14 protein-coding genes are annotated in these 14,810 nt (G+C 39.5%); 11 read left to right on the top strand and 3 right to left on the bottom strand.

The features are described 5' to 3' along the window. The first annotated feature begins 5 nt into the window (after nt 1-5). The 10 genes from KHA99_RS06130 (at nt 6) to KHA99_RS06085 (ending at nt 9,480) form a co-directional block, all read left to right on the top strand. The gene (locus KHA99_RS06130) at nt 6-560 is read left to right on the top strand and encodes a glycerol-3-phosphate responsive antiterminator (protein WP_213116512.1); all 555 of its coding nucleotides are present in this window, start codon (nt 6-8) and stop codon (nt 558-560) included. A 129-nt stretch (nt 561-689) separates the two neighbouring features. Then, nucleotides 690-2,180: a glycerol kinase GlpK gene (glpK, locus tag KHA99_RS06125; RefSeq protein WP_213116511.1), complete on the top strand. Its 1,491-nt coding sequence runs from the start codon at nt 690-692 to the stop codon at nt 2,178-2,180. Nucleotides 2,181-2,358: 178 nt separating this feature from the next. Then, entirely contained in the window at nt 2,359-4,059 is a 1,701-nt protein-coding gene (locus tag KHA99_RS06120; RefSeq protein WP_213116510.1) for a glycerol-3-phosphate dehydrogenase/oxidase, read from the top strand. Nucleotides 4,060-4,364: 305 nt separating this feature from the next. After that, nucleotides 4,365-4,631: a phosphocarrier protein HPr gene (locus KHA99_RS06115; protein WP_213116509.1), complete on the top strand. Its 267-nt coding sequence runs from the start codon at nt 4,365-4,367 to the stop codon at nt 4,629-4,631. After that, complete coding sequence (gene ptsP / locus KHA99_RS06110; protein ID WP_213116508.1) at nt 4,631-6,343, top strand: phosphoenolpyruvate--protein phosphotransferase; 1,713 nt, start codon at nt 4,631-4,633, stop codon at nt 6,341-6,343. The genes KHA99_RS06115 and ptsP overlap by 1 nt, the downstream gene beginning before the upstream one ends. Before the next feature lie 238 nt (nt 6,344-6,581). Next, nucleotides 6,582-6,728, top strand: a complete 147-nt coding sequence (locus KHA99_RS06105; protein ID WP_213116507.1) for a hypothetical protein — start codon at nt 6,582-6,584, stop codon at nt 6,726-6,728. A 193-nt stretch (nt 6,729-6,921) separates the two neighbouring features. Next, nucleotides 6,922-7,557: an FMN-dependent NADH-azoreductase gene (locus KHA99_RS06100; protein ID WP_213116506.1), complete on the top strand. Its 636-nt coding sequence runs from the start codon at nt 6,922-6,924 to the stop codon at nt 7,555-7,557. A 224-nt stretch (nt 7,558-7,781) separates the two neighbouring features. Further along, nucleotides 7,782-8,252, top strand: coding sequence for a hypothetical protein (locus KHA99_RS06095; RefSeq protein WP_213116505.1), 471 nt, complete (start codon nt 7,782-7,784; stop codon nt 8,250-8,252). Nucleotides 8,253-8,343: 91 nt separating this feature from the next. Beyond that, entirely contained in the window at nt 8,344-9,222 is an 879-nt protein-coding gene (locus KHA99_RS06090; protein WP_213116504.1) for an NAD(P)-dependent oxidoreductase, read from the top strand. 81 nt (nt 9,223-9,303) lie between these two features. Beyond that, nucleotides 9,304-9,480 (top strand): hypothetical protein, encoded by a 177-nt coding sequence (locus tag KHA99_RS06085; RefSeq protein ID WP_213116503.1) that lies wholly within the window; start codon nt 9,304-9,306, stop codon nt 9,478-9,480. 36 nt (nt 9,481-9,516) lie between these two features. On the opposite strand, the gene KHA99_RS06080 is transcribed toward KHA99_RS06085, so the two are convergent. Next, a complete protein-coding gene (locus KHA99_RS06080; RefSeq protein WP_213116502.1) occupies nt 9,517-10,665 on the bottom strand; it encodes an aminotransferase A in 1,149 nt (382 codons plus the stop codon). Nucleotides 10,666-10,791: 126 nt separating this feature from the next. Beyond that, the gene (locus KHA99_RS06075) at nt 10,792-11,271 is read right to left on the bottom strand and encodes a YkyB family protein (protein ID WP_372447571.1); all 480 of its coding nucleotides are present in this window, start codon (nt 11,269-11,271) and stop codon (nt 10,792-10,794) included. Nucleotides 11,272-11,479: 208 nt separating this feature from the next. Here KHA99_RS06075 and KHA99_RS06070 point away from each other — a divergent pair, with 208 nt between their 5' ends. Next, nucleotides 11,480-13,582, top strand: coding sequence for a sensor domain-containing protein (locus KHA99_RS06070; RefSeq protein ID WP_249366435.1), 2,103 nt, complete (start codon nt 11,480-11,482; stop codon nt 13,580-13,582). Here KHA99_RS06070 and KHA99_RS06065 read toward each other — a convergent pair. After that, entirely contained in the window at nt 13,571-14,437 is an 867-nt protein-coding gene (locus KHA99_RS06065; protein ID WP_213116500.1) for a metallophosphoesterase, read from the bottom strand. The two genes, KHA99_RS06070 and KHA99_RS06065, sit on opposite strands and share 12 nt — an antisense overlap. Nucleotides 14,438-14,810: the final 373 nt, after the last annotated feature.

Below are 14,810 nucleotides of genomic sequence, written 5' to 3'. Positions count from 1 at the left end.
ATACGATGAAACAAAATATCTTGCCGGCCTCTGGAAATATGAAGGAATTTGAGCGGTTTTTACAAAGTCCGTACGAAATTGGGGTTTTTTTAGATATGCATATTGCCCAGCTGAAAAATATTAATCAAATGGCCAAGCAATCTGGGAAAAAAATGATCTACCATGTTGACTTAATTCATGGCATTAAAAATGATGAATATGCAACGGAATATATTTGCCAGGAATTCAAGCCGTACGGACTTATTTCCACAAAGGCTGGTGTGATACAGAAAGCCAAGCAAAAGGGAGTCATTGCGGTGCAGAGAATTTTTTTAATTGACAGCCACGCCCTTGAAAAAAGCTATAAGCTAATCGAAAAAACCCAGCCGGATTATATTGAAGTACTTCCAGGGGCAATGCCGTGGATGATTAAAGAAGTGAAAGAACGCGTTAATATCCCGATTTTTGCAGGCGGCCTAATTCGAACAGCAGTTGAGATCGAAAATGCCTTAAATGCAGGCGCCACTGCAATAACAACCTCAAAAAAAGAACTCTGGAACCGATTTGAAAAAATAGGTTGACACCGTTTTCCTAACTTTATATACTCAATTTAACAAGTTAATACTTTGTGACGGAGATAAGGAGAAACACAGTTGGTCGTTTAATGCGGCTAGTTTGTGGTTCTCCTTTTTTGAATGTGAGGTGTAAGTATGGAAAAGTATATTTTATCACTAGATCAGGGAACTACAAGTTCCCGTGCAATTCTTTTTAATCAAAGTGGCGAAATAGTTTATTCTGCCCAGAAGGAATTTACCCAGTATTTTCCGAAACCGGGCTGGGTAGAGCACAATCCCAATGAAATATGGGGTTCTATTCTTGCTGTTATAGCTGCTGTCCTCTCGGAATCAGGAGTTAAGCCCGAACAGGTTGCCGGAATCGGAATTACCAATCAGCGGGAAACAACTGTTGTCTGGGATAAAGAAACAGGAGTTCCTGTTTATAATGCTATCGTCTGGCAGTCTAGACAAACGACCGAAATATGTGAAGAGTTAAAAGAAAAAGGGTATCAGGAAACCTTCCGTAATAAAACAGGTTTGCTGATTGATGCCTATTTTTCAGGAACGAAAGTAAAATGGATTTTAGACAATGTTGAAGGCGCACGGGAAAGAGCGGAAGCAGGGAAACTGCTATTCGGGACAATTGACACTTGGCTGATTTGGAAATTGTCCGGCAGGCGAGCACATGTGACAGATTATTCCAATGCTTCACGTACGTTGATGTTTAACATCAATGAGCTAAAATGGGATGATGAACTATTGGGAATTTTAAGTGTTCCAAAGTCCATGTTGCCTGAAGTTCGCCCATCATCTGAGGTTTATGCCAACACAATCGATTACCACTTTTTTGGCAAAGAAATACCGATTGCCGGTGTTGCAGGCGATCAGCAGGCAGCCTTGTTTGGCCAGGCTTGCTTTGAAAAAGGGATGGCCAAAAATACGTATGGCACAGGCTGCTTTATGTTAATGAATACTGGGGAAAAGGCTGTCCGTTCAGACCATGGTCTGCTGACAACGATTGCTTGGGGATTGAATGGCAAGGTTGAATATGCGCTCGAAGGCAGCATCTTTGTTGCTGGATCGGCGATTCAATGGTTGCGCGATGGGTTAAGGATGTTCAAGGATGCAAAGGATAGTGAGGTATATGCCCAAAAGGTGGAATCGACTGAAGGTGTATATATCGTACCGGCATTCGTTGGATTAGGAACACCATACTGGGATAGTGAAGTGCGTGGGGCCGTATTTGGCTTGACACGCGGAACAACAAAGGAACATTTTATTAGGGCGACACTTGAATCACTGGCTTACCAAACTAAAGATGTGTTATCTGCGATGGAAGCTGATTCAGGTATTGAACTGAAGACTTTGCGTGTTGACGGCGGTGCTGTAAAGAATAACCTCTTAATGACTTTCCAAAGCGGTATCCTCAATGTGCCGGTTGAAAGACCAGTCATTAATGAAACGACCGCACTCGGTGCAGCCTATTTAGCAGGTCTTGCGGTCGGTTTCTGGAAAAGCCAAGAGGAAATTTCAAAACAATGGGCTATTGATAATCAATTCAATCCAACCATGTCAGAAGAAATCCGGACTGGATTGTATGCCGGCTGGAAAAAAGCAGTAAAAGCAGCGATGGTTTTTAAATAATTAATAACCATTTGAGGTAAATTATGGTATATATATTATCAAGTTAATAAATTGTCTGGAGAAATTGGAGAGACCACAAAACATTATCTAAAAATAGATAATGGCTTTTGTGGTCTCTTTTTATTTCCCCTTAAAAAAGTTTGCATATAATATGGCAATTAAATTGGAGGAAATGACGATGAAATTTTCAAATTTAAATCGTATTGAAATTGCAACTAAACTAAAAAATAAACGATTTGACATTTTAGTAATTGGCGGAGGCATTACAGGTGCCGGAATCGCATTAGACGCGGCAACAAGAGGAATGAGTACAGCCTTGGTTGAAATGCAGGATTTTGCGGCAGGAACCTCCAGCAGATCAACGAAGCTGGTCCATGGCGGGCTTCGTTATTTAAAACAATTTGAAGTGAAGATGGTGGCTGAAGTAGGAAAGGAAAGGGCCATTGTGTATGAAAATGGACCTCATGTGACGACACCTGAATGGATGCTCTTGCCCATGCATACAGGCGGTACTTTCGGCCCGTTCAGCACTTCGATTGGACTTAGGGTATATGACTTTTTGGCAGGGGTGAAAAAATCCGAACGCCGCAGCATGTTATCAGCAGAACAAACGCTCGCTAAGGAGCCACTGGTGAAAAAGGATGGTTTAAAGGGCGCGGGCTATTATGTTGAATATCGTACTGATGATGCTAGACTGACCATTGAAGTGATGAAGGCGGCAGTTGAAAATGGAGCAACTGCCTGCAACTATACAAAGGTAACCAAGCTTATTTATAAAAATGGAAAAGTTGTCGGAGTAGTTGGTGAGGATCAGATAACTGGTGAAAAATACGAAATCAGGGCGAAAAAAATTGTTAATGCTGCCGGTCCTTGGGTTGATCATATCCGTGAAATGGACAAATCTAAAAAAGGAAAAACACTCCAGCTTTCAAAAGGGGTTCATCTAGTTATCGACCAATCCCGATTCCCATTAAAGCAAGCAATATATTTTGATACACCAGACGGTCGAATGGTTTTCGCAATTCCGAGAGATGGGAAGGCTTATGTTGGTACGACTGATACTTTTTATAATGAAGATGCAGTACATCCACAAATGACAAAATCAGACCGTACCTATATCATTAATGCAATTAATTATATGTTTCCAGAGGTTAAGATTACGGAACAGGATATTGAATCCAGCTGGGCTGGCGTACGGCCGCTGATTTATGAGGAAGGAAAGAATGCGTCAGAAATTTCCCGTAAGGATGAAATTTGGGAATCAAATTCTGGTTTGATTACAATTGCCGGCGGCAAATTAACGGGCTATCGGAAAATGGCGGAGACAGTTGTTGATTTGCTAGTTGATAAATTTCAATCAGGAGAAGGGAGAACGCTCCCTTCATGCCAAACAAGAAACATGCCGATATCAGGAGGAAATGTAGGAGGTTCTGCCAATCTTAATTCCTATGTTGCAAAACAAGTTCAGAACGGGACAGAGCTGGGGCTGTCCAGCAAAGAAGCTGAAAAATTAACGAGAATGTACGGGTCAAATATTGACTCTGTCTTTAACCTCTTAAAAGAGAATAAGGATGATGCAGTAAAATACAAACTGCCTTTGGATTTATTTGCAAAACTAATTTACGCAATTGAGCATGAAATGATTGCTACGCCAATCGACTTCTTAAATCGCCGCACTGGTTCAATATTATTTGACATACAAACAGTTCGGAAATATAAAAAACAAGTAATAAATTATATGTCTGCCAAATTTGGCTGGAGTGACAAGGTTCAGGCAAAATACTCTTTAGCGGTCGAGGAGGCTTTAGTGTCCGCAGTCATACCGGTCGATGAACCGAACGATTTTCCCCAAGCAGTGAGCGAGAATAAAAAAAATTAGCATTAAAGGTACCAAAAGCCGTCCGTTTGGGCGGTTTTTAATGTTTTTGACGTTTTTGTGAACGTAAACACAAAATATTTGAATGAATTTAAAGAAAATGCTATTCTACCATTTGTACCATTATTATATAACCTTGATAGATAAATAATCATTACATGTTTGGATAACTTTCAGGGGAAAATAAATTTAAATTCTTTACTTTATTTCTTAAATGTCTTATTTGACTAAAGAAGGTATTTTGGCTATTTTATGAAAGTGAGCATTAATTTTTATTTATCTACATAAAAAAAGGAGTTTGATTGAAGATGGCAGAAAAACAATTTACAGTAACAGCAGATACAGGAATTCATGCTAGACCGGCAACACTCTTAGTCCAAACAGCTAGCAGATTTGATTCAGAAATCAATCTTGAACATAAAGGCAAAACAGTTAACTTAAAATCAATTATGGGCGTTATGTCTCTTGGCATTGGCAAGGGAGCCGAAATCAAAATTACAGCAGAAGGCAGCGATGCAAACGATGCTTTAAACAGCCTGGAAGAAACATTGAGAAAAGAAGGATTGGCTGAATAATGACTTTTTTAAATGGAATTGCTGCATCAAATGGTATCGCCATTGCTAAAGCATACCGCATGGTTGAACCAGATTTATCTTTTGAACAGAAAAAAATTGAAGATGCTTCATCTGAAGTAGCGCGTTTTCGTGATGCCATGGCAAAAGCGAAGTCTGAACTTGAAATCATTCGCGACCGAGCAAAGGTTGACCTTGGCCCTGATAAGGCAGCTATTTTTGAAGCGCATCTCCTTGTTTTAAGTGATCCGGAATTAAATAATCCGATTGAAGATAAGATCGGGTCCGAGAACGTAAATGCAGAAGCAGCGCTTAAAGAAACTGCGGATATGTTTGTGATGATGTTCGAACAAATGGATAATGAATACATGAAGGAGCGTGCTGCGGATATCCGCGACGTGACCAAGCGCGTACTAGCTCATTTATTAGATGTGCAGCTGCCAAATCCAAGCATGATTGCGGAAGAAGTCATTATCGTTTCAGAAGATCTGACCCCTTCGGATACAGCACAATTAAACCGACAATTTGTAAAAGGGTTTACTACAAATATTGGCGGACGGACATCCCACTCCGCTATTATGGCGCGCTCATTGGAAATTCCTGCAGTCGTGGGAACCAAGACAGCTACCGAAGAAATTCAAAATGGCGATTTGGTCATTGTTGATGGGCTAAAGGGTGAAGTACATATTAACCCAACCCCTGAACTCGTGGAGCAGTACAAAAAAGTTCATGAAGATTTCGAAACACAAAAAGCAGAATGGGCCAAGCTTGTCAACGAGCCTACTGTTTCCGCTGACGGGCATCATGTTGAACTGGCTGCTAACATCGGTACTCCAAAAGATTTAAAAGGAGTAAAAGAAAATGGTGGCGAGGGAGTTGGCCTCTATCGTACAGAATTCCTTTATATGGGACGAGACCAGCTGCCAACAGAGGAAGAGCAGTTCGAGGCATATAAGGCAGTCCTAGAAGGAATGGAAGGAAAGCCAGTTGTAGTGCGGACATTGGACATAGGTGGCGACAAAGAGCTTCCATACTTGGAATTACCGAAAGAGATGAATCCATTCTTAGGCTTCCGAGCGATTCGTTTATGTCTGGAAGAGCAAGGAATTTTTCGGACACAGCTTAAGGCATTATTACGCGCAAGTGTATACGGAAACTTGAAAATTATGTTTCCGATGATTGCCACTCTAGATGAATTCAGGGCAGCAAAAACGATTCTTGAAGAGGAAAAGCAAAAATTGATTTCAGAAGGGCAAAAGGTTGCTGAAAAAATTGAACTTGGTATCATGGTTGAAATTCCATCGACTGCGGTTCTGGCTGATCAATTCGCCAAAGAAGTAGATTTCTTCAGTATTGGTACTAATGATTTGATTCAATATACAATGGCAGCCGACCGTATGAATCAGCGTGTCTCCTATCTATACCAGCCATATAGCCCATCAATTTTACGATTAGTAAAAATGGTCATCGATGCTGCTCATGCAGAAGGTAAATGGGCAGGTATGTGCGGAGAAATGGCTGGCGACGAAACAGCGATTCCAATTCTGCTCGGTCTTGGACTTGACGAATTTTCAATGAGCGCCACATCCATTCTTAAAGCACGATCATTAATCAAAAATTTACAGAAATCAGATATGGAAAAGCTTGTGCAGCAAGTCTTGAACATGCAGACAACCGATCAAGTAATTGAAGCAGTAAATGCTGCTGTTAAATAATTGAAAACTCAACATATCTTTCAAAAGGACTGGCTAATATGGCTAGTCCTTTTTTACTGTTTTTATTTTCAATTTATTATGTTCTTTCAGAGAATTTTTAGTTATAATATTAGTCATAAAGACCTGAATTTTAACTTCATACCATGTTGATAGTATGAGGAAATTTGAAAGTCTTCTAAGTAATTTGAATGAAACTTGGGCATCTTAAGTGTAAATCAATGTGGGAGTGGGTAGTATTATGGAACAAAAACCAGTACATTATGACGGCAGTTTCCATCTTGAACAAGCAGAAAATGAAGTGAATGTTAATGAACCTTTTCTAATGACTGATGAAATGAGAAAAAACGTAGGTCAAAGTCCTTATTCAATTGACGCAAATGAATAAAAACTACTATTGGATTTGTCAAAATGACAAATCCTTTTTTTATGTTTGAAAAGCAAAATAATTGATACGTTAAAGCTTTTATTTTAAAGTTACCTTGATTTTAATCATTTCAAACTGAAATAAATTTTGATTGGTTAAAAAATATGATTTTGAATCAGACTATGTATATCAATCGAAGAGAAAGGTGAATGACATGGCACAGGTTTTATATATCACAGCTCACCCTCATGATGAGGCTCAATCTTACAGTATGGCAGTGGGTAAAGCGTTTATTGACACTTACAAACAAGTTAATCCTAATGACGATGTGATCCATTTGGATCTATATTCTGAAAATATCCCTGAAATTGATGTGGATGTGTTCAGTGGATGGGGAAAGTTACGGTCCGGTCAGTCTTTTGATGATTTATCAGCAGACGAAAAGGCAAAAGTCGGCCGTTTAAATGAGTTAAGCGAGCAATTTATTGCAGCAGACAAGTATGTTTTTGTTACCCCTCTATGGAATTTCTCATTTCCTCCTGTCATGAAGGCATATTTTGATTCCGTGGCAGTTGCGGGTAAAACTTTTAAATATACGGAAAAGGGTCCAATTGGTCTATTAACCGATAAAAAGGCATTACATATTCAAGCCAGAGGAGGCTTTTATTCCACAGGGCCGGCAGCAGAACTAGAAATGGGGCACCGTTATATCAATGTCATGATGAGTTTCTTCGGTGTACCTTCCTTCGAAGGACTGTTTGTGGAGGGCCATAATGCCATGCCTGACAAAGCGCAGGAAATCAAAGAAAAAGCAATTGCTCGCGCAAAGGATTTAGCTCATACATTCTAATAGCTAATTATGATAGAGGCTGTCCCAAAAGTGTAACTTTTAGTGGCAGCCTCTTTTTGTATAGCTATATCTTTATTAATTGATTGTCTCTGCTAAAAGGCATGTTTGAATGTATTTAATACTAAATGTATAACGAGGTAATTCATAGAAGGAGTTTATGCTTCTCCTTATGTTTAACACCAAAAATTTTTGGCGATGGTGAAAGATATAAAGGAGTGGTCAAAATGAATAAAAACTTTAAACTTATTTTAGGTCTCTATATCATTTTCGGGTCTTTTCTATTAAGCGGATGTGGAATATTGACTTCCAATGAATTAATTGCGAACCGTTATGCGGATGCTCTGTTAACGAAAAATAACGAAATCCAATTTCGCTTTCGAATAAACAATGAAATTTTGGAGGGACACCAATTATATAAGGTGAAAGTAACCATCCACGATGACCGCTTGGCGGCTGCCATCGGCAGGCGGGAAATTGTCTATGGTGAGGAGCAGGTTCTTAACGGAGAATATATAGACGTTAAGGGGAAAAAGGAGAAATATATCTTTATGGACCCGCTTCCTCTGCAAAAGGATTTGCATATCCAAGAGCTTCAAAATATGATTGAACAGAATAACGCTGTCTCTATCGAAGTGTTCAATAACAAAAAGGTCTTTGGTAGAGCCTTTTTAACAAATTTTTCGTCTGAACTTTAAGACCGGAATAAAAAGTTTCGGTCTTTTTTATTACGATAATATTGGCGGAAAATGCTAAAATAAAAGCAAATATACGAGAGGAGAGATTTTTTTGTTAACAGCAGATAATACAGTAATCGGTTTTATTGGAATAGGGGTGATGGGTAAAAGCATGGCAGGTCATCTGCTTGCTGCAGGATTCCCTGTAATGGTTTATTCAAGAACAAAAGAAAAAGCTGCAGGAATAATCGAAAAAGGAGCTTTATGGGCGGAATCCCCGAGGGCCGTTGCCGAAAAGGCAAACGTGGTTATTACGATGGTAGGGTACCCAAACGATGTTGAGGAGGTCTATTTGGGTGAAAACGGCTTAATTCCAAATGGAATTCCGGGCAGTTATTATATTGACATGACGACTTCTTCACCATCTCTGGCTGAAAAAATATACAACGAGGCTAAAAAAAGAGACATCTATGCGATTGATGCTCCTGTTTCCGGCGGTGATATCGGTGCAAGGGATGGAAAGCTCTCCATTATGATTGGCGGAGACTACGATGCCTTTGAAGCCGTTCACCCGCTATTAAAATTGTTGGGAACCAATATTGTTTACCAAGGACAGGCAGGAGCAGGACAGCATACCAAGATGTGCAACCAAATTGCGATCGCTTCTAATATGATTGGTGTCTGTGAAGCCATTATTTATGCTGAAAAGGCGGGACTTGATCCTGAAACTGTTTTAAAAAGTATCACAGCAGGTGCTGCCGGAAGCTGGTCATTGAGCAATCTGGCGCCAAGAATGTTAAAAGGGGACTTTGAGCCTGGATTTTACATAAAGCATTTTATTAAAGATATGAAAATAGCATTGGATGAGGCTGAACGTATGGATATGGAAGTGCCAGGATTGGCTTTGGCAAAATCCATGTATGATAAGTTAGCTTCCCTGGGTGAAGAAAATAGCGGTACCCAAGCTTTATATAAGTACTGGAAAAAGTAGCGGACCGGCCACAAACTGCCAGGCATAATTACCTCCTTCCTACATGAAACTATTCTAGAAACTAAAATAGGAGGAATGTTTATGGCAAAGCGAACAAAGAAAAACGACCCGCAGCAAAAAAACAAAAAAGGTTTTGATTCTGCAGTATTAAATGAAGAATTTGCCCACGAAATGGGCTCTGCCGATACGAATAAAATTCATCATGATAAGGCAAAAAAGGTAAAAGCAGCGAAAAATAACGGAAAATATAAAGGTTGAATCCATAAAAAAGTAAAAGAGGCTGATTGGCCTCTTTTACTTTTTTAGGAACTGTTCGATTCGATTTAGTCCTTCTTCAAGCGTGCCCATTGAGCAGGCAAAGGATAAACGGAAATATCCTTCTCCGTATTCAGAAAAAGCACTACCGGGTACTACTGCTACCTTTACGTCATTCACAAGTTTAACTGCAAAATCAAAGCTATTCAAAGCAATCGTGCTTGGAATTTTTATAAAGAAGTAAAAGGCCCCGTCTGGCTTGACCACTTCAAAACCCATTGTCTCAAGGCGCTGATAGACATAATCACGACGCTTTTCATATTCCTTTTTCATGGAAAGGGCATCATCAATCCCTGTTGTAAGCGCCTCATATGCAGCTTTTTGAGCAATAGAATTTGCACAGGAAACATTATATTGATGAACCTTTAAGATATGCTTTGCAATATTTTCGGGAGCAAACAAAAAGCCGATTCGCCAGCCCGTCATTGAATGGGACTTAGATAATCCGTTAATGACTATTGTTTGTTCTTTAAGAAAGCTTGCAATCGAATAATGCATCTGGTTATAGGAAAGCTCGCTATATATTTCGTCAGCAAGAACGAAAATATCTTTATCCCTTAAATAATCCGCTATTTCTCGTAGCTCTCCTTCGTTTAGACTTACTCCGGTAGGATTTGATGGATAAGGGAGGACGATACAGCGAGTCTTTTCTGTTATGTATGGTTTTATCATATCCAGCGTAAAGCGAAATTGATTTTCGCGAATATCACTATAGATCGGCTGTGCCCCCATCATTCGAATCACCGGTTCGTAACCCGGGTATATCGGTCCGGGTAAAATAACCTCAGTGCCTTCCGTTAAGATGGTCCTTAAAGCAATATCAATTGCTTCACTAGCTCCCATTGTGACGATTACTTCCGATTCCGGCTGGTAGTTCAACTGATATTTCTTTTTTACAAATTCACAAGCAGCCTTTCTTAATTCTATTGTGCCGGCATTATGTGTATAAGAGGTAAAATTATCAGTAATTGCTTCGATACCCGCCTTTTTTACATGCTCCGGGGTAGGGAAATCAGGCTGCCCGATTGTTAAGGAAATCACGTCCTCAACATGGGAAACCATATTGGAAAACCTTCGAATCCCTGAAATTTCAATGTTTTTTACACGTTCATTAAGTAAATGCTCCAAAATTGTCCGTCCTTCCCGCGATAAAATCAATAAAAGTTATTTTGCTTAATTATAGAATATTTACAAGAGATGTTTCTAGTATTAAGAACAAATGAAAAAGGCCGGAAAAGTCCGGCTTTTAAACCACTATGAATATCTTTCACCCAATTTTTTAAAGATCGGTTTTTGATAGGTCCGAGGCCTTTTTCTCGGGCTGCCTGGCGGAGGATCTAGCTCAGTTATGCCTGTATAAGTCTGCAGCAGGGCTTTTGCTGCATTAAGGGACAGTACTGCCTTTGGATTTCGGATATGTCCGTCCAATTTTCCTAAATGAGGAAGATCCATAAAGTCACTCTTAGTAGGCGGAATGTGGAATAGGTAATTTCCGCATTCTACTAAAACATCGGATTGCTGCTGACTATTTCTGGGATGTTCGGAAAAGTGAAGACCCACTTTTTTAGCTTTACCTTCTTCAATCAATTTTTTTAATGATTCTTGTTTTAGTTTATACAAAAACTTGGGATTTGGCGCTGTCTTTGCATGTCGGTTCACGATAAAGACAGCTTGTGAGAGGTTTTCGATGGTTAGGTTTACTTTTTTATGGGGGGATTTCTGGTCGGGATTCAAAATCATATCTCCTTTCTTTTTTAGACAATTATATTATACCGTTTTTTTTAGGAAAATAGAAATACATTAAGTAAAAGAGGAAAAATTTTTGTAGAATAGTCATTATTTTCTATAAATTACTTCCAATCAAATTATTTCGTTGTAAAATAAATTTAGAAATATTGTATAGGATAAGGAAAAAATTTATTTTGTTCGTGAGGATGATGAAATGACCCAATTCAATCAGTTTTTTATAAGTGAAATTGAATCCGGGAAAGCCGGGCCTAAAATACAGGAAATCATCTTCGATATTATTTTTCAATATATACAGGATATGGTATTTGTCGTCAAAGTGGAAGAAGGCCCAAGCTTTCGATACCTGTTTATCAATGAGGCGGGAATGAGAAAGGCAAACTTAAATGTGGAGGCGATAGGGAGGACTTTTCAGGATGTTCTGCCAGAGGATTTTGCCAAATCGCTTCAGCGAATGTATGAGAAACTATTAAAAAAAAGGGAAATCATTACTTTTGACGATGTATTTTATGGCGATAACGGGAAAGAGGTTTACGGGGAATCCATTTTAACTCCAATCTATGATGAGGATAACGCCATTCGTTATATTGTAGCAGTAACAAGAGATATTACCGAATGGTCCCTTGAGAGAAAAAGAATCGGCGAAAGTGAGCAGCGATACCGCTCTATAGTTGACCATAACTTGGATGCAATTATTATCATTAGTCCGGAAGGAAAAATAATGGAAGCAAACCCGGCTGCTGCTATTTTGACGGGATCATTGGAAAGACATCTGTCAAATCGGTCGATTTATGATTTAATTGATGACCATGATTTGGAAAAGTTTAAAGGTCTTATCGAAAAGACGTGTTCCGGTTTTTCTCTTGAGTCACTGGATTGTAAAATTTTAAACAATAAAGGGAAACGGCTCATTGTACATATAAAAACAGTACCAATTGTCGTATACGGGGAAATAAACGGGGTCTACATAATTTTAAGAGATTTGTCAGAGCAGGCAAAAAACATGGAAATGATAAAATTCATGGCATTTCATGATCAATTGACAGGATTATTTAACCGCCGCGCCCTGCTTGAACATTTAAATGAACGTATCCCGGCTGACCATCATCCGGCAGAGGAGTTTGCCTTAATCTCAATCGACTTGGACAGATTTAAATATTTGAACGATACTCTTGGACATTTGGCTGGGGATGAAATTTTAAAGCAGGTTTCCAACCGGTTATTACAATTCCAAAATGAATGCTGTTTTATTTACCGGGTTGGCGGGGATGAATTTACTATTCTATTGCTTAACACAAATCGTTCCGGGGCTAATTTTTTTGTAGGAAAGCTGCTTACTTCCTTTTCTCGATCCTTTTATTTTAATTCCCATGAGTATTTTATTTCTCCAAGCATTGGAATCAGCATGTACCCTAATGATGGGAAGGATGCAGAAATGTTAATTAAGAATGCAGATGAGGCGCTTTTTCGCGTTAAGGAGAGAGGCCGGGCGCATTACCAATTTTATCGATCAGATATGAATTCGTTATTTTCCAATATTGTAACTTTGGAAACTCATCTAAGAAGAGCGATAGACAGGGGCGAGCTTACATTGTATTATCAGCCCCAAATAGATGTCCTGACCGGGAAAGCTGCATCTTTTGAGGCGCTTCTGCGCTGGAAGAATACAGAGTTCGGCTGGATTTCCCCAGGGGTTTTTATTCCAATCGCTGAAGATACAGGCCTTATTGTTTCTATAGGGAATTGGGTAATAGAAAATGCCTGTAAACAAATTAAAAGCTGGAATGATAAAGGGATCATGGGTATACGGATTGCAATAAATATTTCACCGAAACAATTTCAACAGCCTAATTTGGTTTCTTTTATTCAATCGATGATCAATAAATATTCAATTCAGCCTACGTCATTAGAAATTGAAATTACCGAAGGCATTATGCGGGACATGAAGGAAACAATCCCGCTTCTAAGAAAGCTAAAAGACTTGGGTCTTTTAATATCAGTTGATGATTTTGGAACAGAGTATTCATCGTTAAACTATTTGAAAAGGTTCCCACTTGATTGTCTGAAAATCGACCAATCGTTCATCAAGGAAATATTAGACGATGATAAGGATGCGGCAATCACATCGACCATTATCCACCTTGGCAGAAGCCTTGGCCTTGAAGTGATTGCCGAGGGCGTGGAGAGGAAAGAACAGGCTGAATTTTTGATTCAGGCGGGCTGCCACAAAATTCAAGGCTTTTATTATTCGGAGCCTATCCCACCAACCTTGCTGGAAGAGCGTTTTTTAATTTTTTAAAGTAAACACTGTAAGCTCTGGCTTGGCCATAAATCGGAAAGGCAGGCGTGTCGTGCCGATTCCCCTATTTACATAAAGATTTAGCTCATGGCCGCCGCGGACAATGTAATGACCTTCCTGATAAATCTTCGCAAAAGGCGGAATAACAAGAGCGCCGATAAACGGAAGTTTAACCTGACCGCCGTGACTGTGTCCGCTCAGCTGCCATTCGATCGGGTATGAGCTTGCGGTATCGGCCATATCTGGCGCGTGTGATAATAATATTTTAAAACAATTATTTGGCACATTTTTTATGGCTGTCGTAATATCAGGTCTGCCTAACATTCGGTCATCAATCCCAAGCAGGCTGATAAAACTGTTATCCTCTAAGGTAACTGAAACTGCTGAATTTAACAGGATAGTAAAACCCGCTGTATTCATAATTTCCCGATATATTTCTGAGCCATAACCGCCATGATCATGGTTCCCATATATACAATACTTTCCTAATGGCGCATGCAATTTCTTTAGAATTGGCGCGAGCTGATTCGTTTCCAAATATTTATTTGGCTCGTCCATTAAATCGCCCGTAAAAACAATAATGTCCGGCTTGAGGTCATTGATGGAATCAACTAAACCTATAAACTTATCCAAGGTATATTGAAAACCAAGATGGGTGTCGCTGAATTGGACTATTTTTTTTCCGTTAAAGCTGCTGGGAATTCGTTCATGAATGATTTCCAATTGTTTAATTTCAAGAAGAGATGGTTCAATTCGATTTGCATAATAATATCCCCCCGCCCCCATTCCGAGGACTGTTAGCAGGGAACCAAATGTTCTTTTAATAAATGTCCTCCGAGTTAAATTTTGAAACATTTTTATTACCAGCCTATTTTTTTATTAGAGTCCCTTATGTATTTTCAGAAAAAATAAAGCTTATTGCAAGAATAAAGGCTCATGTTAGTGTTTATTCTGAAAAATCATAAAAAATACCAATAAAAAGCAGCCTAGACGACTGCTTTTTGTTTTGTCTAAATCTATATGCTGTCTCTGCAATTAGGCCCGTTGATTTCCACTCCGGGCACTCGCTTTCCGCGGGGAGGTCCTGGAGCCTCCTCGGCGCTATGGCGCCTGCGGGGTCTCCAGTGACCTCTATATCCCGCAGGAGTCGAGTGCCCTCCGCTCCAATCAACAGGGAGGCAAATCAACTAAAGTATAGCAACACACAATTTCCAGCCTTGCTAGTGAG

Origin of the sequence: Neobacillus rhizophilus (assembly GCF_018343535.1) — a bacterium.
GTDB classification, from domain to species: Bacteria; Bacillota; Bacilli; order Bacillales; family Cytobacillaceae; genus Neobacillus; species Neobacillus rhizophilus.
This window is presented reverse-complemented; position numbering and strand designations above follow the sequence as displayed.

Bases quoted from the DNA above. Each gene is read 5' to 3' on its own strand.
- KHA99_RS06130 (WP_213116512.1), top strand. From the start codon at position 6: ATGAAACAAAATATCTTGCCGGCCTCTGGAAATATGAAGGAATTTGAG.
- glpK (WP_213116511.1), top strand. From the start codon at position 690: ATGGAAAAGTATATTTTATCACTAGATCAGGGAACTACAAGTTCCCGT.
- KHA99_RS06120 (WP_213116510.1), top strand. From the start codon at position 2,359: ATGAAATTTTCAAATTTAAATCGTATTGAAATTGCAACTAAACTAAAA.
- KHA99_RS06115 (WP_213116509.1), top strand. From the start codon at position 4,365: ATGGCAGAAAAACAATTTACAGTAACAGCAGATACAGGAATTCATGCT.
- ptsP (WP_213116508.1), top strand. From the start codon at position 4,631: ATGACTTTTTTAAATGGAATTGCTGCATCAAATGGTATCGCCATTGCT.
- KHA99_RS06105 (WP_213116507.1), top strand. From the start codon at position 6,582: ATGGAACAAAAACCAGTACATTATGACGGCAGTTTCCATCTTGAACAA.
- KHA99_RS06100 (WP_213116506.1), top strand. From the start codon at position 6,922: ATGGCACAGGTTTTATATATCACAGCTCACCCTCATGATGAGGCTCAA.
- KHA99_RS06095 (WP_213116505.1), top strand. From the start codon at position 7,782: ATGAATAAAAACTTTAAACTTATTTTAGGTCTCTATATCATTTTCGGG.
- KHA99_RS06085 (WP_213116503.1), top strand. From the start codon at position 9,304: ATGGCAAAGCGAACAAAGAAAAACGACCCGCAGCAAAAAAACAAAAAA.
- KHA99_RS06070 (WP_249366435.1), top strand. From the start codon at position 11,480: ATGACCCAATTCAATCAGTTTTTTATAAGTGAAATTGAATCCGGGAAA.
- KHA99_RS06065 (WP_213116500.1), bottom strand. From the start codon at position 14,437: ATGTTTCAAAATTTAACTCGGAGGACATTTATTAAAAGAACATTTGGT.